Raw genomic sequence first — 25,248 nt, 5'->3', positions numbered from 1 at the left:
CTCAGAATCCCCCTCCGAGAACACCAGACGGCAGCGACAAGCCGAGCGCCATATCGAATGCAATGTAAGTGAGCGAGCTCATCGTGAGCCCGACAACGAGGCCCAAGATTGCTCGCCTCGAACCGAACCCGCGGGCGATGCACCAAAACAGCAGCGCTGCGGCGATAATCCAGCCCAGGAAGTTCAACAGCAACGCGAATCCTGCAAAGGAACCCACAACCCACGCCATCGACTTCCCGTCGACGCGCACTGTTCGCTGTGTCAAAGCGCCATCGTTATTCGCCGCATCCTCGCGCGAAGAGGTGACGCGAGCGCCCGTGCTTTGGTTTCGGAATGCCCCGACACCGAGCACAGCAGCAAAAAAGAAGAGCCCAGCGGTGATGAGGGCGGGAAAGAACTGCGGCCCAGGAAACGCGCTTCCCGGAGGCACCTTCATCGTGAAGATTCCTACGAGCAGGTAGCTCCCGAAACCAATGAGCAACACAGGCATCGTGAGCTGCTTCACCAGCGTTGCTGCCGAACCTGAACCAGGCACCAGTGCCAGTTTCTCGCCAACAACCGCGGAAGCCGCGGTCGGATTGTTCGATGACATCATTGCCCCATCTCCTCGTAAAGCTGTTCGATGCGGATTTGCTCCGCTGCAAGGAAGTCAGTGAGGTCCGAACCGGTAATCACTCGCTCGGCCCACCGGTAGCGGTCAATTGCTTCGCTCCACTCCGGCGTCGCAAGCGAGTCGAGCACGAGATCGGTCAGCTGATTCGTCTCTTCCTCGCTGAGCCCAGCGGGGGCGGCCAACATCCGCCAGTTCGTGAGCGAGATGTCGTACCCCTGCTCGGCCGCCGTGGGGATGTCGATGCCGTCGACCGGCTCTTTCGCGACGAGCGCCAGGGCGCGCAGTCTGCCTGCCTCGATTTGGTCAATGTTGTCTGGATAGCCACCAGCTGCTGCGTCGGCCGTGCCGTTAAGAAGCGCCTGGATCGCCTCGCCACCACCGTCAGAGGAGATGTAAGTCGTATCGATCGGCTCAATACCGGCGGCGATAGCGAAGTCGGTGACCACGAGCTGGTCAAACGATCCTCCCCCTGTCCACGGAATCGATTTTGGGTCTTCCCTCCACGCATCCACGAGATCTTGGAGCGTGAGGTAGGGAGAATCCGCAGGCACCACGATCACGTCGTATTCCTCGACAATCACCGCGAGAGGGGTGACATCGTCGAGGGTCGCAGCTGAATCGAACTGAATCGTCGCGGCCATCAGTCCCGTGCCTCCGACGAGAATGTTGTTGGGTTGGCCGTTCAGCATGGCGACGTTGCCGAGTGCGATGGTTCCGCCCGCACCAGGCATGTTGACCACCTGCACGTTGTTGACGAGTCCATTGGCCTTCTGCGCCTGCTGCAGCTCGCGCGCGACGCCATCCCAGCCGCCACCTGCCGCAGCCGGGGCGATGATGGTCATCGACGCCTGGATATCCTGTCCAGCTGCGGCCGACGTGATCGAGCCGTAGCTTGCAATACCGATGATCGCTGCCGCGCATACGCCGCCAACGACCCGCGCAGCGAAGCGTGTTCGCCCGTGTTTCTGTGTTGGCGCAGAGTCGGGTACTTTTTCGCTCATCTTTACCTCTCCGTGCGGACATCGTTGTCGCCGCAAGACGGTCATTAGACTGTCAGCGGCGGGCGTGCACAGCACTCGATTGCCGAGTTGTGCTCATAAGTGCGCACGGCCGCCGGTTGGCTCGCCCATGAGCTCGGCACGAGGAGGTGCCCATGGAGGGAATCAGGCTCAGGCCGCGCGCTGTGCGGCTGACGATGCTGATACTCCCGAGCCTCATCGTGCTTGCCTCTGTCGCAGCGACGGCGGGCATCGCTGTGACCGTGCAAGCGCAGAGCATCCGCGCCATGACAGCAGAGCGAGTACAGTCCGTCGCGGCGAGCCTCGCCGAACTGAGCGAAGTGCAGGAAACTCTCGAGAAAAACGTAGACGCGGGATCCGAGAACGAGTTGGCCAACGCCGTCGACCTCTCCGAGGCAACAACGACCCTCCAGCCTTTGGCCGACCTCGTAGAACGCGCAGCCGGAGTTTTTTACGTCGTGATCACCGACGACGAGGGCGTGCGCATTACGCACCCGCGAGCGTCGGAGCGCGGCGTAATCGTGTCGACAACGAATGCGTCCGTTCTCGCTGGCGAAGATTTTCTCGGAACGGAGACGGGAGCCTCCGGGGCATCGCTCAGAGCCAAAGTCCCGGTGCGCAGCGAGCACGGCACGGTGATTGGAATGGTTGCCGTCGGCGTCTTGGAGTCGAGCATCTCGGCCGAGAGAGAAGAGGCAAGCGGCAACCTCGTGCCATGGATTCTGGGAGCACTCGTCGTGGCCACCGTCGTCGGGTCGCTGCTCGCAGTGGCTACGGAAAGACGATTCCGACGTCTCGACCGAGAAGCTGCTGCCCACGAGAACCTTCGGCGCACCGCGGCCGCGCTCCGGGAGCAGTCGCACGAGTTCAACACGCACCTCCACGTCATTCATGGCCTTGTCTCGCACGGCGACTCTGCAGACGCGCTGCACTACGTCGACAGCATCGTGCCTGTGCTCACCGCAACGAAAGACAGAGACCTCTCGAGCCCGGTGCTGTTGTGGGCGACGATGGACGCTCTTCGCTCAGAACTCACGGTGCTCGGGGTGCACCTCGAGATTGACTTTGAGCCAGACATCGAGACCGATGAAGCGATGGTCCTCGTGCTCGCGAACCTGTGCCGCAATGCTGGTGAGGCCGGGGCTTCCCGCGTCCGATGCATTCTGCGCACCAGTGAAGGACGCGTTATCGGCGCCGTCGAAGACGACGGTCCTGGGATTGATCCACGCGACTCAGAGCAGGTGTTCGAACGAGGGCATTCGTCAAAGCAAGACCCCACCGGCGTCGGAAGAGGAATCGGACTTGACCTCGTGCGCCGCACGATTGTCTCTCGCGGAGGCACAATCGAAGTGGCAAGATCACCCTGGGGTGGGGCCAGATTCACTTTCGAAATGGCGGTGACATCGTGACCGATGCGGTCCGTGTGCTTGTCGTAGACGATGACCCAGGAGCGCGACTCCTGCACAGCAGGTTCGTCGAAACGACCCCCGGATTCGTACTCGTGGGCACAGCGAGCACAGGCGAATCGGCGCTTGCGCAGTGCGGCCAGGGAGTCGACCTCGTTCTGCTCGACATGCGCCTCCCCGACATCAGTGGCGTAGAAGTCCTCCACCGCTTCCGCACCCTGGAGACAGAGCGCCCTGATGTGCTGGTAATCAGCTCTTCTCGTGATCAGGTGACCGTGCGTCAGGCGCTCGCCGCGCATGTGTCTGGGTACCTCATCAAGCCCTTCACACAGGAGCTTTTTCAGGAACGCCTCGAAGCGTACCGACTGCAACGACGCAACCGCGAGCGGAGCTATCGAGACCTTCCACTCGCTCAGGGCGAGATCGATCGGCTACTCGCCACAGGCAGCGCCAGCGTGCAGCGGTCTTCCTCAACGACCAGCACAGCGGAGCCCTCGAAGCGTCTCCCCAAGGGGCTCGCGGACCTCACCCTTGTGCGTGTTGTTGCTGCCCTTGATCCAGTCACGCCGTCATCGGCCACACAGGTCGCCGAGAAATGCTCCATCTCCCGAGCAACAGCTCGGAGATATCTGGACTACTTGGAGTCGACCAACGTCATCGACCTGTCGCACCGCTACGGGAAGCGGGGGCGTCCACAGGTGCTTTATCGGTTGACGCCCTCACCGAAGGGGTGACTTCTCCGCAGCCTTTTTCGCCAGACGCTTGTCTCGTGAAGCAGCAATGACGCTCGCAATGGTGGCGATGGTCATCGAGGCAACAATCACTCCCAGTGAAACCATGTTGCTGATGTCTGGTACCCACTCCACGTTCTCGCCGCCATTGATGAACGGCAGTTCGTTGACGTGCAGCGCGTGCAGGATCAGCTTGATGCCGATGAATCCGAGGATGACGGCGATGCCGTAGTGCAGGTAGCGCAGACGATCGAGCAAATCACCGAGCAGGAAGTAGAGCTGCCTCAGTCCCATGAGCGCGAAGATGTTCGCCGCGAACACCAAGAAGCCGTTCGTCGTGATCTCGAAGATCGCCGGGATCGAGTCGATGGCGAAAATCAGATCGGTCACACCGATGGTGATGAACACGATGATCATCGGCGTCCACATGCGTGTGCCATCAACCGTGGTGCGGATCTTTGATCCGTCGTAGGTCTCGCTGATCTCGACGCGGCGGCGCACCGTGCGCACGATGAAGTTCTCGCGCTGCACCTCGCCGTCGTGGTCTCCGTCCGGCATCGCCTGCTTGATCGCGGTCCAGATCAGGAACGCACCGAAGATGTAGAAGATGGGAGAGAAGTTCTCCACGATGGTGACGCCCACCAGGATGAAGAGTCCACGAAGCACGAGCGCGATGATGATCCCGACCATCAGCACCTGCTGTTGCAAGCGTCGAGGCACCGCAAACTGCGCCATGATCAGCACGAACACGAACAGGTTGTCAATCGAGAGGCTGTATTCCAGCGCCCAGCCGGTAACGAAATCTCCCGCGTTGCTCCACCCGCTCACTGTGCCGAGAAGCACAGCAAACAGCAGCGCGAGTCCCACGTAGAAAACCACCCAGAGAGTGGACTCCTTGGTTGAGGGAATATGAGGGCGCAGCCGAATGAGCAACAAATCGGCAATCAGAATGATCGTGAGCACGACCATCGAGGTGATCTCGAACCAGACGGGAATTTCCAAGGGTGCACTGCACCTTTCGCGGAGGGGTACGGAAAAAATCGAAAGTCTCTCCCCCACACAGATGTGCGTCGCGCGCCCGGAGCAGCAATGCCGATGCTCGTGATGACGTTACGCGCGGAACTGGGATACTCCCTCTCGCTCGGGCAATGCTACCGGAGCCGCAACGGCAGTCTGAACCGAGACGCCGTGTTTCCGGGCCTCCCGATTGGGTCAAGTGTGACCAGAAAGTTCGTGTCGTCTCGGCCTGGTGCTGCCCAACGAGGCGGCTTTCTCACGTCAAAATTTGAGTCGTGAGTCGCACCTGCTTGTAGACCAGCGTCCACAGGTCGACCCCCACCTCGGGTGATTCGATGCTGGCGATCAGAAAGTAGTCCACCCCTTGCTTGATCTGGTCATGGTGGGCACGTTTCTTCCCTCACCCGCCGACGGGGTTCGCAGCGATAGCGTCCCTTTACCTCGGGAGCGGCTTCTGTTCCAGACCAGATACTTGCATGTGGCGATCTAGCGAGCTACTGCGATGGAGCGTTTCTCACGTTCCGGAATCGAGCACAGCGCAGTGCAGCTCGCTGCAGAGCGCCAGACCTGCTATCTCGGTTCGGTGCCCGTTCACGGGTTGGAGTTGCCAACTCGGATCACCGGCATGCAGGTCGGGGGTAGCGATCGAGCCTTCTCGTTAGGGAGTCTGTCGAGGTGACCAATTGAATAGAGTTGTAAGTATCTTGAGAGGGCGGAGAGCGGGAAAACATGGGAGACGTTCGAGACTCAATCCGGTCTAAAGTGATTGCCGCAGTTCTCGTTGTGCCCCTCTTAGCAGCAGGCTGTTCCTCCTATGGTGGAACAACCTCAAGCTCGAACTCCTCCGCTTCAGTGGATTGTCGCCATACCTTTGAGAGGGCTCTTGCACTTGAGCGGCAAGGTGTCACATCTCAAGATTTGCTTGACCGAGTTGAATCGATGTACCGGAGTTGCCCTGCAGAATACAAGGCTTATACCGATTACATTGAGATTGTCCTCGACACCGTTGAACAGGGTGTGCAGAGTTGCGACCACTGGAGAAATCCCGAGATTGGTGATGAACCGGTCAGGCTGCTTCGGGAAGATGGTCTTTGCTCAGACGAGCCCGTAGCGCCGCCTAAACCGACTTGGCCGGACGGTGGACTCGGCTGGGATGAAGCACGTAGCCATGCGGGCAGCTGGCAACGGGTTTGCGGTCCGCTGAAGAGCGTCCGGGTTCTCGACTACGGCGTGTTCGTGAACATTGGTCTGGACTACCCCTCCGCGGACAGGTTCACCTTCGTGATCTGGGGCGATTGGCAGCTTGAGCCGATCCCTGCCAGTTCAACTATCTGCGCTTCTGGCAACATTTACCTCCACGAGGAAGTTGTGACGCAGATTGAGCTCGGCCATCCCAACGAGATAGAAATCTGGGACTAGTCAGCCCTGTTCGTTGTAGGTAAGGAACTCGCGAACAATACGCTCAGGGTCTGCTCCCTCTCGAAAAGCCTGTCTCAACGATGGCGAGCACTTTCTGAATCTGCTCTTGGAACTCTCGCATTTCGGCTTTCTCGTCGGCTGCAACCCGAGGGATGTTGGTGAGTCGGTAACGAGCGTCTGCGATGCGGCGGCAAGCCGTGTGTCACAAACGCGACACCTTGTAGCGATACCGAGCTGACATGCATGATGGCGACTGAATCATCTGTTGCGTGCGACGCTGCCAGGCATAAACGAAGCGCCTCCGGCGGTTCGCCGGTCGGCACGGGAATGCGAGGCTCTCTGTCGAAAATCACCGGATCGGTGGTCCGGTTCGGAGCTCGTCAAGGTGGGGAGTCGGCATAACTAGAAGCATTTCAGTGCTATCGCCGCTCCCACCGATCAGATCGGGCACATAGAACCCCGTAGCACCTCGCAACATTCTGCGGGAAACGAAGAAAGCCCCCGGAGAACCGGAGGCTTTCTGCTGTTGTGTGACCCCAGCGGGATTCGAACCCGCGTTACCGCCGTGAGAGGGCAGCGTACTAGGCCGCTATACGATGGGGCCGTCTGGCGAAACGTTTCCGTCGCGCGACAACCGTTCAAGTATGCCACGACGATTCTCAGTGCGCAAAATCGACGCCGTCGGCGCTTGTTCCCCGGGCGTGGCGAACGAATTTTGTTTGCTGTGTGGCTGGGGAAGAGGTTGACTCTTCTCATGCGCGTCACCAAGTTTGAACATGCCACACTTCGCCTCGATGCGAACGAGAAGACTCTACTCATCGATCCGGGGGCCTTCACTGCTCCCCTGCACGATCTCAGCGCCCTCGTCGGAATCGTGATTACCCACGAGCACCCCGACCATTGGACCCCTGAGCACCTGGATCGGATTCTTCGTGCGGCCCCGGGAACTCCCATCTACGCACCAGCAGGCGTGGCGCGCGCAGCGGACGGGTACGAGATCTCGATCGCGGCTGCCGGCGAAACCATCGAGATCAACGGATTCACGCTGCAGTTCTTCGGCGGCACTCACGAAGTCATCCATTCGTCACTCCCGGCAATGGAAAACCTCGGCGTGCTCGTCAATGACGAGCTCTACTACCCCGGAGACTCCTACGCGGTGCCGGAAGGCATCGAGGTAGACGTCCTCGCCGCCCCGCTCGGTGCCCCTTGGCTAAAAATCGGCGAGGCCATGGACTTCGTGCTGGCGGTCGCCCCGCGCCGTGCTTTCGGCACACACGATATGACGCTCTCGGTGATCGGCAAGAAGATGCATCGTGAGCGGCTGCAGTGGGCAGCGGAACAGGGCGGCGGCGAGTTCTTCTTGCTGGAGCCCGGCGACAAGCTCGACCTGTAAGCATGTCGGCGCGGCGGCTTCTGCCCACACAGACCGAGCGGCTGTCGTTCCGCGAAATGACGATGGATGACCTCGACCTCATCGCCGATCTGATCGGCGACCCCGAGGTCATGGCGTTCTACCCTGCGCCGAAGACGCGAGCAGAAAGCGCCGCATGGATTGCGCGTATGCAACAGCGGTACGAAGAAGACGGTCACGGGCTCTGGATCATCGAAACTCACGATGGAGGGTTCGTCGGTGAATGCGGGGTGACCTGGCAATCCGCGAACGATGTGCCGATGCTCGAGGTGGGTTACCACGTCCGCCCCGAGCTACAGCGTCGCGGCTATGCCACCGAAGCGGCTCGCGCATGCGTCGAGCTTGTCGCACAGGAACTGGCACCAACACTCCTCACGGCGATCATCCATCCGGAGAACGCCGCATCGCTTGCGGTGGCGGCAAAGCTCGGCATGACCCACATCGACGATGACCGTGCGCATCCGTGGATCGTGCGCACGGTCATGGGCATGCAGGTAGCGTCCGCCTAACCCTGCCGCGCGCTACGCACGCGAAGCTCGCGCTCGAGGTGGTCTCGCTGCTCGATGATGAGCCGACGAAGCGCCGCAGGCGCCGCCTCGTTTGCGTTGAGCCAGGCTGTCGCGAGATCCGTCGAATCACTGGCGGGAAACAGCCCCAGCACTAGCCGCCGCGCGATTTCGATACTGCGGTCGTTCCATGCCGGCCAGATGCGGGTGAAGTACTCCTGATCGAATCCGGATGTCAGGTCGCGCCTGCCGCCGGCACGGAAACCGCTGATCTCCGCGCTGAGATGGTCGTTACTCAACGTGGCGTCGGTCCATGCAGATTCCCACGCGGCACGCCGCACCCCTGCGTCGGGCTGGGAAGAACGAGCACGCTTGGCCGCTGTTCGCCCGTCGCCGGTATCGTCGCGCTCTTGCTCGGCGTCGATGTCTGAAACTTCAGCGTGACCCGTGACGACGAGCGCCGTCAGCAGCTGCCACCGCAGGTCGGGGTCAACCGTGAGACCCTCCGGAATCGCCCCGTCAAGAAGGGCGCGCACCTGCGAGTGCAACGAGTCATCGAAGGTAGAAGCCGTGGCAAAAGCTCGAGCCCACGAAAGCTGACTGTCGCTGCCAGGCTCGGCAGCTTGCAAAGCGCTCCACACTGCATCCGTCCAGCGCTGCTGTTCTTCGCTGCGCTTTTCGCTGGCGACAAAGCGCGTGATCGTGTAAATCGCGTTCTCGAGAACGCCCGTGAGGAGTCCAATGTTCGACTCTTCCGGTGCATGTGCTCGGACGATTCCGAGGTAGCGCACCGGATCGAGCTCGCCGTCTCTCGTCGCGTTCCAGAGCGAAGACCAGACGATCGCACGCGCCAGTGGGTCATCGATCGCCGAAAGTGACTCCTCCACTGTGCCGAGCGATCGCGCATCCAGACGGGCTTTGACGTAGGTGAGGTCGTCGTCGTTGAGAAGCACAAGGTCGGCTTCTGGCAGATCGAGCTCGGTCCGCTCATCGGTTACATCAAGCTCGCGTTGCTCACGCCTGACGACTCGACCATCGACGCGGTCATAAAAACCGATGCGGAGGCGATGCGGACGGGGATCCGTTTGGCGAAGAACGCGGTGGCCCTTATCGTCATCCTCTGTCCACAGCGTGGAGACCCCCGAGGTCTGGAGCCACGCCGCCGACCAATCGCTCATGTCGCGTCCTGAGACGGCACTCAACTGCACCAGGAAGTCGTCGAGGGTTGTGTTGCCGAACGCGTTTGCCGCGAAGTACCTTCTCGCACCTTCGAAGAACGCGTCATCCCCCACGAACGCGACCAGCTGTTTCAGGGCAGCGGCCCCCTTGGCGTATGTGATCCCGTCGAAGTTCAGCTTCGCCGCCTCAAGATCCTTAATGTCGGCGACGATCGGATGCGTCGTCGGAAGCTGGTCCTGCTGATATGCCCACGCCTTTCGACTGGCCGCGAATTTGACCCACGCATCGTGGTACTTCGTTGCCACGGCAGACGCATGAGCGCCCATGTAGTCGGCAAACGACTCTTTCAGCCACAGATCATCCCACCAGGTCATGGTGACGAGATCGCCAAACCACATGTGCGCCATCTCATGCAGGATCGTGTTGGCCCGGGCGGCGCGTTGTGCTTCAGTGGCGGCCCCACGTGAGAGATACGACTCGGTGAAGGTGACCAGTCCGGGGTTCTCCATGGCTCCGAGGTTGTACTCCGGCACGAAGATCTGGTCGTACTTTCCCCAGGGGTAGGGATATGCAAACGCATCGGTGAAGAAGTCGAGGCCCTGTCCGGTAACTTCCAGCACCTCCTCAGCGTCAAGGTGAGGAGCGAGGGACCGTCGCACAAACACTCCCAACGCGATGTGCTGTTCATCGCGCGTCCATTCACCGTCGACGCGAGTGTATGGGCCGGCCGCGATGGCGGTGATGTAGCTAGAGATAGGAAGTGTCGGTGCGAACTCCACCCGCTGGACTCCCACGCCCAGATCGACGTTTGCTGCGGACTGGTTCGAGAGCACCTGCCACCCGGTCGGCGCGTCGACGACGAAGGTGTATTCGGCCTTCATATCTGGCTGCTCGAAACAGGCCATCACCCGTCGCGAATCTGCGGGCTCGTATTGCGTGTAGAGGTAGGTGGCGTCATCAGCCGGGTCGTGGAACCGGTGGAGTCCTTCACCAGAACGGCTATAGGCTCCGACGGCCTCTACTCGAACGACATTGGACGGCGCGAGCCCCGTCAGCGAGATTCGTGCCCCGTCGTAAACGACGCTCTGTTCCGCGCCGTTGACGATCACACGACTCACATCTTCACCGATGAAGTCGAGCCACGTCTCTGCACCTGTGGCATCGAATTCGAGTGTCGTCACGGTGGGAAAGCCTGTGCGGGCCCGTTCAGGTGCGCCGGTGAGGTCGAGTTCCACACGAATGCGATGAACGGTGACAGTTGTGGACCGCGCAGCGGTCTCCTCGCGAGTCAGATTGGCGCTGTTCATGCATCCATCCTTTCATTGCATCAGCAGGCGGGTGGGTGTGTATGCCTGCTTATCGTCTTCGTTTGTTATCAGATCGTCGCGTGGACTTCCGAGATATCTCCGGACCACCCAGGAGCCGACGGATCGCCGTTTCTGGAGTCACTGACAGATCGAGGGTGCGGCCACGCGCGTACTGACTGAAAACGCGGGGATCGATGTAGCTTCCTCTCGCAACGGCTGTGGTGTTTCCCAGCGCCGTTGCTGCTGCCTGGACCGCCAACCTTTCTGCGCGACTGCGCTGATCCCGGCGATCGAGCTCGCCAATACGCGCGAGTGCGTCTGCGGCGATCAATGTGCCGTGCAACGTGCGAAAGTCTTTCGCCGTGAAGGAAGATCCTGTGATCTGGCGCAGGTAGTTGTTGACCTCGGCAGGCGAAATGCGCACCCGCCGACGACCACGACGGTAAGACAGCAAGAAAGCCCTGGATTTTCCCGCAGCAAAGTCGGTGAGTGCAATGGCGAGCAACTCGTCAGAGATCTCAATCGCCGCGGTTTGTCCGCTCTTGGCAGGAAACGACAGTGAGACATCGCTCCCAGACACCTTCACGTCACGACGCCGGAGGGTGGTGAGACCTCGACTGCCATGCCGCGCCAGGTAGCGTTCCGAACCGATGCGCAACGCGGCATCGTCTAACAGCCGAAATGCGATGGCGAGGGCCCGATCCTTTGTCTGACCTTCTTCGCGAAGCGCTCGAGTCACGCTTCGCCTGGCACTGGGCAGAGCGGCTGCGAGATCCAGCGCACGCACGAACTTGCGACGGTCACGGGTAACGCGCCACAGCGGGTGATACAGGTACTGTTTGCGACTCGCTCCATCCGTTCCCACCGCTTGGATATGCGCCAGTGGATCGGCAGCGATCCACACGTCCTGCCATGCTGGCGGGATCACCAGATCGTTGATTCGCTCACGGTCGGGCTCTGGTGCCTTCGCGCCTGCCGAATCAACGTAACGAAACCCAGACCCGGAACGCACTCGGCGAAACCCCGGGTCCTCCCCCGGAACCACGCGAATCAATCGTGCCATCGTCGTCCTCTCTCGAACTCTCTCGATCGAGGATGCCGATAGCCCAGGCGCGGCGGAAGGGAGTGGCTTCTCGCGCGTCGCCGTGCTAGTTCACGTCGGCGACAGGAGCCGCAAAGGCGCCACGCATATGGTCGCTCGTGAGGAAGTCGGCGATCCCGATCATGATCAGACTAAAAATGATCTGCTCCGAGACCATCCAGACAGGGTAGAGGCCGGGAATCGCGGCCATCACGAGAGTGACCACGGGAAAGATCTGCGCGAAGAGGCGCAAGCGCTGATACGCCCAGCGCCAACCTTTGCTCGCCCGCCATGAGAAGTAGAAGAGCGTGGCAGTCATCGCCAGCACCACCAGGGTGCGCATCCACACGGCGAGCGACACCGACGTGCCGTCTACCGCCAGCGTCAACGCGATCACGACAGCACCGATGCCCAGCACGAACTCTGCGATCAGAAGCCAGCGGATCCAGGTAAAAGCACGCAACGTTTTGGGGTGCGTGCGATTTTCCTCGCTGATGGCGATGCCAGCCTGACGTCCGCCGGCGATTCGATCCAGTCGGAGGAAGAGTGTCTCCAAAGCCATACTGCGAGCTTATTGCGTGTGCCATCCCGCAACGAAGTTCCGTGCTGGAACGACAAAACCCCCGACTGAGCGGGGGTTTTTGTGTGGCTGGGGTACCTGGACTCGAACCAAGAACAACGGTACCAGAAACCGCCGTGTTGCCAATTACACCATACCCCAAGGGCGAAATCTGAACCTCGCACCGAGAGTCAAGCTTACCTGAGCGGCGGCAGAACACCAAAACCATGGCGTGTGCCGCCGCTCGGGCGCGTCGCGCGGCTACTCAGTGAGCGAGAAACGCGGAGAGAGCACGCAGCCGGCGCAGTGACTCTTCTTTGCCCAGCAGTTCCATCGACTCGAACAGGGGCGGCGAGACGCGGCGACCGGTGATCGCAACGCGAGGCGGGCCGTATGCAATACGGGGCTTCAGCTCGAGCTTCTCTACCAACGCCGTGGCCAGAACCTCCTGAACCTTCTCAGGCGCGAAGTCGTCGACGGACTCAAGGGCGAGCACACACGCATCAAGCACCTCTGCGGCGTTCGCCGGCAAGCCCTTGAGCGCATCTGCGTCGTAGGAGACATCGTCGGTGAACAAGAAGCCGACCATGCCTGGCACATCGCCCAAGAGCTGGACGCGCTCCTGCACGAGCGGCGCGACACGGAACGCCATCACCAACTGCTCATGGGTCGGCTCGTTGAAGAGGCCGGCTGCAGCGAGGTACGGAATCGTCCGTTCAGCGAAGTCCTTCTCCCCCAGCATCCGAATGTGGTCGCCGTTGATCGACTCCGCCTTCTTCTGATCGAAGCGCGCAGGGTTCGGGTTCACATTCTCGATGTCGAAGGCAGCGACAAACTCATCGAGCGAGAAAATGTCGCGGTCAGGACCGATTGACCACCCGAGCAGCGCCAGGTAGTTGAGCAGACCCTCTGGAATGAAACCGCGATCGCGGTGCAGGAACAGGTCTGCCTGCGGGTCACGCTTCGAAAGCTTCTTATTGCCGGTCTCCCCCAGCACCAGCGGCATGTGCGCAAAGCGCGGCACAAATGTCGTCACTCCCGCGTCGACCAGTGCGGCGTAGAGCGAAAGCTGACGAGCAGTCGACGGCATCAGGTCTTCGCCGCGCAGAACGTGGGTGATCCCCATGAGCGCATCATCAACCGGGTTCACGAACGTGTACAGCGGCACACCATTCGGACGCACGACCACGAAGTCGGGGAAAGACCCCGCAGGGAACGTGACCTCGCCACGAATGAGGTCAACGTAGGTGACGTCTTCATCCGGAACGCGCAGCCGCAGTGCTGGCTGACGACCCTCGGCGCGGAACGCCGCCTTCTGCTCGTCGGTGAGGTTGCGGTCGAAGTTGTCGTAGCCGAGCTGCTTCGCACGGCCGTTGGCCTCGTTGCGTGCATCAATTTCTTCTGCCGTGGAGTAGCTCTCATAGAGCGCGCCGGTCGCAAGAAGCTTGTCGATCACCTCACGGTAAATGTCATGACGCTCCGACTGGCGGTACGGGGCATGCGGGCCACCGACCTCGACACCCTCATCCCAGTCGATCTTCAGCCAGGTAAGCGCATCGACGAGCTGACGGAAGCTCTCCTCACTATCCCTGGCAGCATCGGTGTCTTCGATGCGGAACACCATCTTGCCGCCGTGGTGGCGGGCATACGCCCAGTTGTAGAGCGCCGTACGGACCATGCCGACGTGCGGCAATCCGGTCGGTGATGGGCAGAAGCGGACGCGGACGTCTGCACCACTAACAGTCGTGGTGAGGGGATGAGGGGTAGCCATAGCCCTTCGATTCTACGGGGACTGCCGCCGCAGCGCGGAAGGGCAGTCGTCTCTCAGGTAGAGGTGCTCACTGCGATCACGGCTCGATGCTCCAACGGAATCAATCCGCCCTGTGAACGCTCCTCCACTACGGCCTCGAAAGCGACGCGAAACTTCGTCCGTTCAACGGAATCGAGAGCACCGTAGAGAGCGCCTGCTCCCGCGACACCGCCTTCAACGGACGTCCACAGCGCGGCTGCAGTTGCTTCCCACACCCACTGGCGCTCGGAAACGACCACGCCGTCCAATCCCGCCTCGGTCAGCAGCTGACCGAATCCTTGCGTGGTGCGTTCGAAATCTTTGGCGGCGGGCAACCGGGTACCGACCTGTGGGGTGATACCTGCGCGCTCGACGATCTCTGCCCAGAACCACGATGGGGACCGAGTCCAGGTCGTTGCCACGACGGCGTCGCAACTGACTCTGCGCAGTTCTGCCGCTGACTCGCGCGGATCGTCGACGTGATTCAACACGAAGTTGGCGACAACCACATCCGAAGATTTATCGGCGAAAGCAAGATCGGGAAGTCCCCCATCGACCACGCGCACCTCTGGATGATTGCGACGAGAAACCGTGCGCATCGTCGCCTCCGGTTCACAGGCCGTGACGCTCCATCCCGACGCTGCCCATGCCGCGGCGAGGGTGCCGTCACCCGAGCCGACATCAAGCAGGGTGCGCCCGCGCGCATCGCCGAGCGCGTTGCGCATGACGGCGAAGGTCCCTGCGCAGAGGGCGGCATAGGAGGCGGAGTATGCCTCCCCCACACCACCCCACTGCTTCATCGTGCGGCGCTGCGTCCTCGCGGCGAAAACGCCACGATCACGACGACAAGCGCCAGCGCTGCGATGCCCAGCCCTGAATATTGAAAGTTCGCAAGAACCACACCGGCGAGCACGGCGCCGACCGCAGCCGACAAACTCATCAGCGAGTCACTGCGTCCCTGCCTGCGGGTGCGCAGTTCTGGGGCAGATGCTTCGGTAAGCAGCGCTGCACCAGCCACCGTTGCCGCGCTCCAGCCCAATCCCAACAGAATGAGCGCCGCGATCACTCCCCACACCTCTGTACTCCAGAAAATCGCACACACCAGTGCCGCCGCGAGGAGCGCCTGCCCGAGCAGGACGGTCCGGAGTCGACCCCAGCGGTCAGCGAGCACACCGAAAACGGGAGAAAGCGCGTACATGCCGCCCACGTGCAGAGCGATTGTGATGCCGACGAGCGCCGAGACATCCGCCGGAGTGGGAGCCATCCCGTTCGCTCCATGCGCCATCCCGGACAGGTGCACCGGTGTCATCGCCATCACGGAGGCCATCACCACATGTGAGCCGGCGATCGCAAACATTGCATAGCGCGCGACCTGCGGGCGGTCATCCGCGTTCACTGCCGTCGTAGCGGACGACACCTTCGCCAGCTGCTGCGCCGCTAGCAGAGGGTCGGGCCGCAGCGCGACAACATAGAGCACGAGCGCCGCGCACTGCGCCACGAACGAAAACAGATAGGACCCGGTCTGCGGTGGCATCCCGACCGCTTGCCCGACGATCTCGCCCGGGCCGAGGAGCAGTGGTCCGGCGACGCCACCGATGGCGGTCGACCATACGACGATGGAGAGGTCGCGCCCTCGATGTTGCGGGAGGGCGAGGTCTGTAGCGGCGAAGCGCGACTGCAGGTTCCCCGCATTTCCGGCTCCGATCATGAGGATTCCGACGAGCAGCAGCGGAAACACGCGGAGGGATGCGGCGAGGATCACAACAGCGATCCCGACCAGCGCGAACAGGTTGCCCAGAGTGAGCGCGCGTCGACGACCAACGCGAGCGGCCATACGGGCCAGCGGGATGGCGCAAGCAGCGGCTCCCAGTGTTACCGACGCCGTCGCGAGACCGGAGAGCGCGTCGTTGCCCGAGATGTCCGCCGCCAACAGCGCTCCGAGCGAGACCGTCGCTCCGAAGGCGATACCGCCCAGCACCTGTCCGGTCGACAGCACCAGAACGGTGCGTCGCTGCACCCTCCCCTGCTGCTCCGCAGTCAGGGCACCATTCGTCATGGCATAGGAACGGCGTCGCGCACAGAGTTGCGCAGAATACCCAGGCCAGTGATCTCGACCTCAACAATGTCGCCCGCATCGAACGTTCCCACCCCAGCAGGCGTTCCGGTCATGATGACATCGCCCGGCAGCAGGGTGAACACGGCGGAGGCGTATTCGATGATCGCCGGCACCGAGTGAATCATGTCCGTGAGCGGTGCATGCTGGCGCACCTCACCGTTTACTCGCGTCTCGATGGTCGCGGTGGCGGGGTCAAAGTCGGTTTCGATCACGGGGCCGAGCGGGCAGAAGGTATCGAAGCCTTTCGCACGCGACCACTGGCCGTCTTTGCGCTGCAGGTCACGTGCCGTGACGTCGTTGCCAATCGTGTAGCCGAGCACGTAGTCCAGGGCGTTTTCTGCCTTGACGTTCTTGGCGATCTTGCCGATGACGACAACGAGCTCGCCCTCGTACTCGGTGCGCTCGGAGAGCGTTGGCCGCACGATCGCGTCGCCTGGACCGATGACTGAGGTGTTTGGCTTCAAAAAGAGAAGCGGCTCCTCCGGGGCGACTCCACCCATTTCAGCGGCATGATCGTGGTAGTTCTTGCCGACGCACACGACTTTCGACCTCGGAATCACGGGTGCGAGAAGTGCTGCATCCGCCAACGGAACCCTGGTCCCCGTCGGCTCGTAGCCGGTGAACATCGGATCTCCCGCGAGCACCACGAGCTCGCGCTCGTCGATGATTCCGTACGTGATGGCTTCGTCGTGGCTGAACCGCGCAATCTTCATCCCTCCACCCTACTTCCCACCTCCCCCGACCCACATGGCCGAGACCCCGGGGTGCAGTTCAGGCCCCGGCTAAACGACGGAGATGCCCCGGGGTCTCGCCGCGAACCCGGGGCGTCGGCATCAGATTCAGCCTGGAGGGTGGATGCCGAACGCGGCTAGGCGTGCGCCGAGATCGCCAGCCGTGCGGATGTGAGCGGTGCCCCATCGCACGACTCGCCAGCCGGTGACACCACGGATGTCGTCTTCTCTACGCTTCTCCGCAAGCACCGCGTCGGCCGGAGTCGGCGTCTCTCGCAGCTCCGCATCGAGGTACTTGCCCTCTCCGTCGAACTCACCAAAGGCGCGGGAACGACGAAATCCGAAATCTGCGTAGTATCGGGCCCCCGCAGCGCCATCGATCGGCACCTGGAGATCGACGTCTCGGAAGCCCAGCCTGTGTAATTGAAGCCTGCTCACGCTCTCTCCTGGTAGCTGCGCGCGGCCGTCTGCAAACTCACCCACCCAGCGTGCGCGCCGCACACCACGCAGCCCGGGTCTGCACCGCTTCGCGATTTCTTGGCGCCAGGCCAGAACAGCGTCAAGATCGACGCGGTATCCACTCACCGAAACCAGACGAAGCGCAGAATCCCCCGCAGCAATTGCTGCCTCAGCTCGCAAGGTTCGTGCGAGGTCGAAAACCGTGCGCACGAGCGAGGTGCAGAGCATCCCGTGCCGGATCACGATGTCGTCCGCGCTGAGTGCCATACCGTGGCGCACTACGCCGGCTTCTGTTCGGGTGTGCCGTCTGCCGCGAATAACCGTGTGAACATCCGTATCCGGGACTGGCCCAACTAACGGTAATCCCCAAAGAGCCGCGGCGGAGAGATGAGAGAAGACGGGTCCATCGCCAGGGGTCACCCGGCGAACAGCAAGCAGACGCACGAGATGTTTGCCCTCCGTCCACAGATCCTCCCACGCTGGGCCGTCAACGTAGGATCCCCGGTGGACGCGCCGCAATGCACCTCGATCAACGGCATCCCTCAATGATCGCTCCGGCGATCCTTCTCGAAGAAGATCTTCCCGTGACTGAAGCATGTTCGCGGCCTGAGCAAGATCGATTCGACGTGGCATCCATCATTCTTGCCCCATCCCACCCCGTCCCACGCCCCCCACCCCTCCATCCACGCCTCCACCCACAACCACCATCTCGTGAAGATGAATGTGTAGGAAAACTGCCAGTCTCCGACACCCCGGTTAAGCGTCGAGACCCCGGCCTCCCAACGCAGGGAGGCCGGGGTCTCGGCGGGAAAGCGGGGTCTCGGCGAAGAGGGTCAGGCGTCTAGGCGGAGGAGCCAGTTGTGCTTGTCTTCACGACGGCCGTACTGGATGTCGGTGAGTTCCTCGCGGAGCGAAAGAGCAAGCTCGCCGAGCGGCTGCGGCTCCTCGAAGCCCTCACCAACCAAGGAGCCGATCGGGGTGACCACGGCGGCAGTGCCGCAAGCGAACACCTCAACGATGTCGCCAGAAGCGACGCCCTCACGCCACTCGTCGATCGAAATCGGGCGCTTCTCGACTTTGTAGCCTCGGTCTTCTGCGAGCTGCAGAATCGAATCGCGCGTGATGCCCTCGAGAATGCTGTCGGACTCCGGAGTCACGATGCGTCCGTCTTTGTACACGAACACCACGTTCATGCCGCCGAGCTCTTCGACATTGCGTTCTTCGTTGAGGAACACAACCTGATCGCAACCCTTCGCAGTTGCCTCACTCTGGGCAAGCAAGCTGGACGCGTAGTTGCCACCGGTCTTGGCCTTGCCCGTGCCGCCCTTGCCTGCGCGCGAGTACTCCTCGGAAAGCCAAATGCGTACAGGCTTCACTCCCCCGGAGAAGTAGGCTCCGGCCGGGCTCGCAATCACGTAGTACGCGACCTTCTGCGCGGCACGCACACCGAGGAAGGCCTCTTTGGCGAACATAAACGGCCGCAAGTACAGGCTCTGGTCTTCCCCACTGGGAACCCAACGCCCATCGACCGCGATGATCTCGCGCAGAGACTGGATGAAGTACTCCGCGGGAAGCTCCGGCAGTGACATTCGACGGGCGCTTGCCTGCATACGAGCGGCGTTGCGGTCAGGACGGAAGGTGTGAATCGAGCCGTCGGCGTGACGGTATGCCTTGATGCCCTCGAAAATCTCCTGCGCGTAGTGCAATACCGACGCGGCGGGGTCCAGCGGAATCGGACCGTACGGCTGCACGCGCGGACGGTGCCATCCGCCCTTGACCGACCAGCAGATATCGACCATGTGATCGGTAAAGACCACACCGAAACCCGGATTCTCCAGAGCTTCTGCGAGCTTCTCAGGCGAAGCCGCCTGAAGATTCTTCATGACGAGGAACCCCAGTGGAGCCACGGTCTCTTCGGTATCGATGGTCGTCATCTCGTCTTCCATTCCTCGTTCTTTACGCAACTTCGCGCCGTCTCAGCCTACGCCTGCTGGGCGAGACGCGCGGTGATTGCAGAGCCGATCTCTGCCGTCGTTCTGGCCGTACTGCGGGCAGCGATGTCTGCCTCAACGGCAGCACTTACGCGGGCGGACTCCGCCGCGAGACCGAGGTGATCGAGCAGCAACGCCACCGAGAGAATCGCGGCGGTGGGGTCAGCCTTCTGCTGTCCCGCGATGTCGGGAGCCGAACCGTGCACTGGCTCGAACATCGAGGGGAAGGCACCGTCAGGGTTGATGTTTCCGGAAGCCGCCAGCCCGATGCCACCAGTGACTGCTCCGGCGAGATCAGTCAGGATGTCGCCGAACAGGTTGTCGGTCACGATCACGTCGAAACGTGCAGGGTCAGTCACGAGGAAGATTGTCGCTGCATCAACGTGCAGGTAGTCGACCGCGACGTCTGGGTGCTCCGCCGACACCTGGTTCACGATCCGCTGCCAGATCGCCCCCGCGTGCACGAGCACGTTGGTCTTGTGTACGAGAGTGAGCTTGTTGCGGCGGCGCTCTGCGAGCTCGAAGGCGTATCGCACGACTCGCTCGACGCCGAAGGCCGTGTTGACCGACGTTTCGTTGGCCACTTCCTGCGGGGTTCCCTGGCGAATCGCTCCGCCGTTGCCTACATACGGACCCTCTGTGCCTTCGCGAACGACCACAAAGTCGATCTCGCCAGGATCAGACAGCGGCCCAGACGCTCCGACAAACAGCTTGGAGGGGCGAAGGTTCACGTAGTGATCGAGCGTGAAGCGTAGCTTCAACAGCAAGCCCCGCTCAATGTTGGCGTCTTTGAGACGAGGGTCCCCTGGGGTTCCTCCGACAGCGCCCAGCAGAATCGCGTCGTTTTCGGTGATCGCGGCAAGGTCGTCGTCAGTGAGAGTGTCTCCGGTCTCCAAAAAGCGGCCGGCTCCCAGCGAGAAACGATTCTTCTCAAAGGTCACACCACTCTGGGCAGTGACGGCGTCGAGCACCTTCTCTGCCTCGGCGACAACCTCGGGACCAATGCCGTCACCGGGGATGACGGCCAGCTTCACGACACGCGACATGACACTCCTTGCGCACTGCTCTGGGATGGACCTGTCGGAACCGCCGCTCGGCCGCGCCCGCAGGTTCTCCCAGCGTACTGGTCAGTGCGATGGGGCCTTGCGCAGTGTGACGGCTGCGATGATTCCAGCCGCCAGAACGAGGCCTGCTCCGATCAACGAGGTGACCATCACGCCAGAATCAAAAGCAGTAGCCGCTGCCTCCCACAAAGCGTCGCCGAGTTGGGTCGGCAGCGTCTGGGCCGCTGTGTAGGCGCCGGCGAGGGTCTCCTCCGCGGCGTTCGCGACGTCGGCCGGTAGCCCATCCGGGAGCACCAGCGCGCCGCGATAGAACGCCGTGATAATGCCGCCCAAGACCGCGGTGCCGAGCACGGCGCCCAATTCGTATGCGGTCTCTGACACGGCACTCGCCGCACCGGCCTTCGCGGCAGGGGCGCTCGAGAGAATCAACTCGTTGGAGATGGTCTCAGCCGCACCGATTCCGATACCCAGCACCACGAACGCAATGACGAGCGGGAGCACGCCGTGTGCATCGGTGGTGAACGCCACGATCAGATACCCGACGACGGAGAATGCCAGCGCAGCTGGCACGACAATATGCGGTGGGACGCGCCGAGAAACCGGTACGACGGAGAGCCCAGCGATAATCATCGCGACCATGCCAGGCACCAGCGCAAGGCCAGCGTTCATCGGAGAAAGGCCAAGCACCAGCTGCAGGTGCTGTGAGACGAAGTACAGGAATCCCACAAGCGCGACGACGCTGAGCAGATTCACCAGAATCGCCCCAGAGAACGAGCCTCGACGGAACAACTTCATGTCGAGCATCGGTGTTTTGGAGCGGAGCTGACGACGCACGAACAGATACCCCATGCCAAACCCGAGCAGGGCCCAGCCACCGGCCGACAGGCTCAGCCCGTCTACTGCCAGCGACTTGATCGCGTAGACGATCGGGATCATCGTGGCCATCGAGAGCGCGATGCTGATCAGGTCGATCCGACCGGGGTGAGGGTCGCGGCTCTCTGGCACGAGCAACGGTGCGGCGATCAGGAGCGGGATGAGCACGGGAACTGCAATGAGGAAAACAGATCCCCAGGCGAAGTGCTCCAGCAGAAACCCCCCGACGATGGGGCCAAGTGCTGAACCGGCAGAAAATGCTGAAGCCCATACGGCGATAGCCATGCGCCGCTGATCGCGGTTCTGGAAGATGGAACGCAGAAGCGAAAGCGTTGACGGCATCAGCATCGCGCCAAAGAAACCGAGGAGCGCACGGGCGGCGATCAAGAGGCCAGCCGTCGGAGCGAACGCGGCAAGAGCGGAGACAGCGGCAAAACCGACGGCGCCGATCAGGAGCATCTTGCGGCGACCGAAGCGATCACCCAAAGTGCCCATGGTTACCAGCAGCCCCGCGAGCACCAGCGGGTACACATCAATGATCCACAGTTGTTCTGCACCCGTGGGAGCGAGCGCGATAGAGATCTCTGGCAACGCGAAGCTCAGCACTGTGTTGTCTACCGACACCAACAACACCGGGAGCATCAGGACGACAAGTGCCGCCCAACCGCGGGCTCCCACGCGGGGAGCATCCGTCTCTGCCGTCGGAATCGACGCAGTACGGGTCATGGAACACCTCTCAAGAACAGGGTGGAGCGGTTAGTGAACCGTCCAGATGGTATAGTAACAGAGTTCCCGTCCACAGCTGCGTAGAGGATCCCCGATGCCCCGCCCTCCCCTCGCCCGCGAGAAAGTGCTCGATGCTTTCGAGGCGATTCTCGTCGCCGACGGCGAACGAACAGCCACACTCGACGCGACAGCCAAAGCCGCAGGCGTCTCTAAAGGAGGCCTGCTGTACCACTTCGGCTCCAAGGACGAGCTGGAGGCTGGACTGCTCGAGCGCCTGAAACAGCTGACGACCCTCGACCTTGAGCGGATGACGTCGGCATCGGAAGGCCCCGTCGCCTATTACGTGCGTACCTCCGTGATGGAAGATGATGCCCTCGACCGCGTCCTCATCGCCACCACACGCTTGGCGCAGGGAGGATCAATCCCCGCGGCCGAGATGTTGAGAGACACACGGCACCGGTGGGCGGAGACGATCCGCCCCCATGTGCGCGACACTGCAAGCCTCGACCTGGTCATGCTCGTCAGCGACGGCCTCTACTTCAACAACTCACTCGACGTGCATGGACCGGATCGCATGGTCCCCCGCAGCGAAGAACTTTCAGCGCTGATCAAGTTGGTCCTCACCGCCACCGCGTAGGACGTTTCAGCAAAAAAGAGGCCGGAAGCGCATTGCTTCCGGCCTCTTTCGTTGTCTCAGCCGATCAGATCTCGGTGATCTCAATCTGGCGGAACAGGTCTGCGTCGATCGCATTGCTGACATCGACCAGCAGCTCGTCGGAAACCGGCGAATCCAGCGTCAGCACGCTCAGCGCCTGCGCGCCGGCAGCCTGGCGTGCGATCTGCATGCCGGCAATGTTGATCCCCGCTTCGCCAAACTTCTGGCCATAGACGGCCACGATGCCGGGGCGGTCGGTGTAAAGCATCATGACGTGGTGCTTTTCGATCGGAAGCTCAAGAGTGTGATCGTTGATGCCGACCAACTTCTCGATCTGCTTCGGGCCGGTCAATGTGCCAGAAACCGAAAGCTGTGAGCCGTCGGAGAGCGCACCGGAAAGAGTGATCACGTTGCGGTACTCGTCGCTGACATCGTCTTTGAGCAGGCGCACGGCGATACCGCGCTGATCGGCAAGCAACGGAGCGTTGACGTAGGAGACGCTCTCGCTCACGATGTTTGTGAAGACACCCTTGAGCGCCGCCAGCTTCAGCACGCTCACGTCGTACTCGTTGAGCTCACCATGAACTTCGACATCGAGACTCGTCAGCGGCGAGGCAGCAAGCGAGGCAAAAATCTGTCCGAGCTTCTCGACGAGCGAGATTCCGGGGCGCACGTATGGGTGAATAACGCCACCCGCGACGTTGACGGCGTCGGGCACCAGGTCGCCACCAAGCGCGAGACGGACCGAGCGTGCAACGGATACGCCTGCCTTCTCCTGCGCTTCTTCGGTGCTGGCACCAAGGTGCGGGGTAACCACGACGTTCGGGAGGTCGAGCAGCGGACGAGCCGTGCCACCCTCTGCCGGTGGCTCCGAAGTGAAGACATCGAGCCCGGCCCCCGCGATTTCGCCGGCGACAAGCGCTGCGTAAAGCGCCTCTTCGTCGATCAAGCCACCGCGCGCGACGTTGACGACGAATGCGGTGTGCTTCATCGCCTTGAACTGCTCCGCACCGATCATGCCGGTCGTCTCCGGCGTCTTCGGCATGTGAATGGTCAGGAAGTCAGATTCGGCGACGAGCTCTTCCAGCGACAGCAACTGCACGCCGAGCTGCTGCGCACGGGCAGAAGTGACGTAAGGGTCGTAGGCAACGACGCGCATGTCGAACGCCGCGAGACGGGCAGCCACCAGCGCGCCGATACGTCCGAGCCCGACGATACCCACCGTCTTCTCGAACAGCTCTGCTCCGGTGAACGAGCTCCGCTTCCATGCACCGGCAGAGAGCGATGCGTGCGCGGCCGGGATCCGACGCGCGAGGCTGAGGATGTGACCAACCGTGAGCTCAGCAGCCGAGACGATGTTGGACGTTGGTGCGTTGACGACCATGACGCCAGCCGCAGTCGCTGCTTTGATGTCGACGTTGTCGAGGCCGACTCCTGCACGGGCAACGACCTTGAGTTTCGGCGCGTGACTCAACGCTTCTTCGTCGATGCGGGTCGCAGAGCGGACCAGCACGGCGTCTGCATCGGCAAGCGCAGAGAACAGCGCCTCGCGATCGGTTCCGTCGACGTCACGAACGTCGAAATCGGGACCAAGGGCCTCGATAGTGGCAGGAGAGAGAACTTCGGCGATAAGCACGACGGGCTTCGGCACAGTGAAAATCCTTCGGTACAGCGCGGCAGGCGGGAGTGGCCGATGCGCCGCACACCATGGGGGCGCGATCGCGTCAACTCTACCGGAGCACTCGACGAGGTTCGTTCCGTGTGACGTGGATCGCGACTTACGCGGTCGGCATCGTGAGGCTCAGCGCAATGAGACTCATCCAGAACACCGCGACGATACCCAGTCCTGCCAGAAAGACGAGAGCGAGTTCGCCGACTCTGCGTCGGCGCCCAATCACGAAGGCGAAGGCAAACACAATCGCCGGAAACACAACGCCGAACAGAAGGGTGGCCCATCCGCTCCCAGAGAGCCCCGTCTGCGCCATCGTGACCAGATGGGCGACAGCGTTCCAGACCGCATACGAGTAGAACAAGCCTGCGAGCCCGATCACGAGTGCGACCAGCCAGCGGGGTGATCCCGCCGAGACCTGGCGAGTGGGTTTTACCGTGCTCATGATCCGATCACCCCCACCGTGACGAAGGGCCAGGGAACGAGAAGCACCGCACCTGCGAGCAACACGGCTACGCGAACCCACGCGGCGCGCCCGCGTGTGAGAACAATGCTCGCGAGGAACCACAACGCGGGAGCAACAATTGCCAGCACGAACCAGGGCAAGAACATCGCGTCGTCAACGAGAAACGAAGCGAGAGGCTGCAGGCGCAGGCCACCCAGTACCCAACCGACCGTGTAGAGGAAGTACACGCCTCCGATGACCCCGAGTGTCAGCAACATCGGCGTGCTGAGTCCCTCTGGCTCTTCTGCCTGCACGGCATCGACCGCGCCGTGTACTTCAGCAGTGCCATGTTCCTGAGTAGTGCTGACGTTTTCGCTGCCCTTGCCTACGGCATTCCAACCGCCGGGAAGATCGCGGGAAGGCGCCGGCTCAGTGACGTCGTCACCTTCCCAGCTCAGAGCGTCGTCGGAGTCGGTCGTCAT

Annotated in this window: 23 protein-coding genes and 2 tRNA genes; 6 read left to right on the top strand and 19 right to left on the bottom strand. The window is 61.9% G+C overall.

Annotated features, from left to right (window positions below; genetic code table 11):
* Position 1 precedes the first annotated feature (1 nt).
* Together AB0O87_RS09405 and AB0O87_RS09400 are read right to left on the bottom strand one after the other, a co-directional pair.
* Positions 2-595 carry a tripartite tricarboxylate transporter TctB family protein gene (locus AB0O87_RS09405; protein ID WP_363514610.1) on the bottom strand — a complete coding sequence of 198 codons (594 nt, stop codon included), beginning with the start codon at positions 593-595 and terminating at the stop codon, positions 2-4.
* A complete protein-coding gene (locus AB0O87_RS09400) occupies positions 592-1,614 on the bottom strand; it encodes a tripartite tricarboxylate transporter substrate-binding protein (protein WP_363514607.1) in 1,023 nt (340 codons plus the stop codon). The genes AB0O87_RS09405 and AB0O87_RS09400 overlap by 4 nt, the downstream gene beginning before the upstream one ends.
* A 152-nt stretch (positions 1,615-1,766) precedes the next feature.
* Between AB0O87_RS09400 and AB0O87_RS09395 the strand changes: the two genes are divergently transcribed.
* Together AB0O87_RS09395 and AB0O87_RS09390 are read left to right on the top strand one after the other, a co-directional pair.
* Entirely contained in the window at positions 1,767-3,041 is a 1,275-nt protein-coding gene (locus tag AB0O87_RS09395; protein ID WP_363514604.1) for an ATP-binding protein, read from the top strand.
* Positions 3,038-3,772, top strand: coding sequence for a response regulator (locus AB0O87_RS09390; protein ID WP_363514601.1), 735 nt, complete (start codon positions 3,038-3,040; stop codon positions 3,770-3,772). Before AB0O87_RS09395 ends, AB0O87_RS09390 begins: the two co-directional genes overlap by 4 nt.
* Here AB0O87_RS09390 and AB0O87_RS09385 read toward each other — a convergent pair.
* Positions 3,758-4,771 (bottom strand): TerC/Alx family metal homeostasis membrane protein, encoded by a 1,014-nt coding sequence (locus tag AB0O87_RS09385; protein ID WP_363514598.1) that lies wholly within the window; start codon positions 4,769-4,771, stop codon positions 3,758-3,760. The genes AB0O87_RS09390 and AB0O87_RS09385 overlap by 15 nt on opposite strands.
* Before the next feature lie 777 nt (positions 4,772-5,548).
* Here AB0O87_RS09385 and AB0O87_RS09380 point away from each other — a divergent pair.
* The gene (locus AB0O87_RS09380) at positions 5,549-6,205 is read left to right on the top strand and encodes a hypothetical protein (protein ID WP_363514595.1); all 657 of its coding nucleotides are present in this window, start codon (positions 5,549-5,551) and stop codon (positions 6,203-6,205) included.
* 531 nt (positions 6,206-6,736) lie between these two features.
* Here the strand turns inward: AB0O87_RS09380 and AB0O87_RS09375 are convergent.
* Positions 6,737-6,809, bottom strand: a tRNA-Glu gene (locus AB0O87_RS09375).
* 150 nt (positions 6,810-6,959) lie between these two features.
* Here AB0O87_RS09375 and AB0O87_RS09370 point away from each other — a divergent pair.
* Both AB0O87_RS09370 and AB0O87_RS09365 read left to right on the top strand, forming a co-directional pair.
* Complete coding sequence (locus tag AB0O87_RS09370; protein WP_363514592.1) at positions 6,960-7,598, top strand: MBL fold metallo-hydrolase; 639 nt, start codon at positions 6,960-6,962, stop codon at positions 7,596-7,598.
* A 2-nt stretch (positions 7,599-7,600) separates the two neighbouring features.
* The gene (locus AB0O87_RS09365) at positions 7,601-8,125 is read left to right on the top strand and encodes a GNAT family N-acetyltransferase (protein WP_363514589.1); all 525 of its coding nucleotides are present in this window, start codon (positions 7,601-7,603) and stop codon (positions 8,123-8,125) included.
* Here AB0O87_RS09365 and pepN read toward each other — a convergent pair.
* The 12 genes from pepN to AB0O87_RS09305 all read right to left on the bottom strand — a co-directional run bounded on the left by pepN (position 8,122) and on the right by AB0O87_RS09305 (position 21,997).
* Entirely contained in the window at positions 8,122-10,608 is a 2,487-nt protein-coding gene (pepN, locus tag AB0O87_RS09360; RefSeq protein ID WP_363514586.1) for an aminopeptidase N, read from the bottom strand. The two genes, AB0O87_RS09365 and pepN, sit on opposite strands and share 4 nt — an antisense overlap.
* 49 nt (positions 10,609-10,657) lie before the next feature.
* Entirely contained in the window at positions 10,658-11,671 is a 1,014-nt protein-coding gene (locus AB0O87_RS09355) for a DNA topoisomerase IB (protein ID WP_363514583.1), read from the bottom strand.
* An 85-nt stretch (positions 11,672-11,756) separates the two neighbouring features.
* Positions 11,757-12,251: a hypothetical protein gene (locus AB0O87_RS09350; RefSeq protein WP_363514580.1), complete on the bottom strand. Its 495-nt coding sequence runs from the start codon at positions 12,249-12,251 to the stop codon at positions 11,757-11,759.
* Between the two features lie 84 nt (positions 12,252-12,335).
* A tRNA-Gln gene (locus tag AB0O87_RS09345) sits at positions 12,336-12,410 on the bottom strand.
* Between the two features lie 103 nt (positions 12,411-12,513).
* A complete protein-coding gene (gene gltX, locus AB0O87_RS09340) occupies positions 12,514-14,019 on the bottom strand; it encodes a glutamate--tRNA ligase (RefSeq protein WP_363514577.1) in 1,506 nt (501 codons plus the stop codon).
* A 53-nt stretch (positions 14,020-14,072) separates the two neighbouring features.
* Entirely contained in the window at positions 14,073-14,837 is a 765-nt protein-coding gene (locus tag AB0O87_RS09335; RefSeq protein ID WP_363514574.1) for a class I SAM-dependent methyltransferase, read from the bottom strand.
* Positions 14,834-16,093 (bottom strand): MFS transporter, encoded by a 1,260-nt coding sequence (locus AB0O87_RS09330; RefSeq protein WP_363514571.1) that lies wholly within the window; start codon positions 16,091-16,093, stop codon positions 14,834-14,836. The genes AB0O87_RS09335 and AB0O87_RS09330 overlap by 4 nt, the downstream gene beginning before the upstream one ends.
* Positions 16,090-16,866, bottom strand: coding sequence for a fumarylacetoacetate hydrolase family protein (locus tag AB0O87_RS09325; protein WP_363514568.1), 777 nt, complete (start codon positions 16,864-16,866; stop codon positions 16,090-16,092). Before AB0O87_RS09325 ends, AB0O87_RS09330 begins: the two co-directional genes overlap by 4 nt.
* Before the next feature lie 126 nt (positions 16,867-16,992).
* Positions 16,993-17,610, bottom strand: coding sequence for a hypothetical protein (locus AB0O87_RS09320; protein ID WP_363514565.1), 618 nt, complete (start codon positions 17,608-17,610; stop codon positions 16,993-16,995).
* Between the two features lie 566 nt (positions 17,611-18,176).
* Positions 18,177-19,277 (bottom strand): branched-chain amino acid aminotransferase, encoded by a 1,101-nt coding sequence (locus AB0O87_RS09315; protein ID WP_363516180.1) that lies wholly within the window; start codon positions 19,275-19,277, stop codon positions 18,177-18,179.
* A gap of 47 nt (positions 19,278-19,324) precedes the next feature.
* Positions 19,325-20,380 carry a 3-isopropylmalate dehydrogenase gene (locus AB0O87_RS09310; RefSeq protein WP_363514562.1) on the bottom strand — a complete coding sequence of 352 codons (1,056 nt, stop codon included), beginning with the start codon at positions 20,378-20,380 and terminating at the stop codon, positions 19,325-19,327.
* 81 nt (positions 20,381-20,461) lie between these two features.
* Positions 20,462-21,997, bottom strand: coding sequence for an MFS transporter (locus AB0O87_RS09305; protein ID WP_363514559.1), 1,536 nt, complete (start codon positions 21,995-21,997; stop codon positions 20,462-20,464).
* 94 nt (positions 21,998-22,091) lie between these two features.
* On the opposite strand from AB0O87_RS09305, the gene AB0O87_RS09300 reads away from it, so the two are divergent.
* Positions 22,092-22,634: a TetR/AcrR family transcriptional regulator gene (locus AB0O87_RS09300; RefSeq protein ID WP_363514556.1), complete on the top strand. Its 543-nt coding sequence runs from the start codon at positions 22,092-22,094 to the stop codon at positions 22,632-22,634.
* Positions 22,635-22,698: 64 nt separating this feature from the next.
* On the opposite strand, the gene serA is transcribed toward AB0O87_RS09300, so the two are convergent.
* The 3 genes from serA to AB0O87_RS09285 all read right to left on the bottom strand — a co-directional run bounded on the left by serA (position 22,699) and on the right by AB0O87_RS09285 (position 25,248).
* Positions 22,699-24,303, bottom strand: a complete 1,605-nt coding sequence (serA, locus tag AB0O87_RS09295) for a phosphoglycerate dehydrogenase (protein ID WP_363514553.1) — start codon at positions 24,301-24,303, stop codon at positions 22,699-22,701.
* 127 nt (positions 24,304-24,430) lie between these two features.
* Complete coding sequence (locus AB0O87_RS09290) at positions 24,431-24,766, bottom strand: hypothetical protein (protein WP_363514550.1); 336 nt, start codon at positions 24,764-24,766, stop codon at positions 24,431-24,433.
* Positions 24,763-25,248, bottom strand: coding sequence for a hypothetical protein (locus AB0O87_RS09285; protein WP_363514547.1), 486 nt, complete (start codon positions 25,246-25,248; stop codon positions 24,763-24,765). Before AB0O87_RS09285 ends, AB0O87_RS09290 begins: the two co-directional genes overlap by 4 nt.

The sequence above is a fragment of the Microbacterium sp. NPDC076768 genome, assembly GCF_040687205.1.
Taxonomy (GTDB): domain Bacteria; phylum Actinomycetota; class Actinomycetes; order Actinomycetales; family Microbacteriaceae; genus Microbacterium.
The sequence above is the reverse complement of the archived record's forward strand: the minus strand, read 5'-3'. Positions and strand labels throughout refer to the sequence as shown.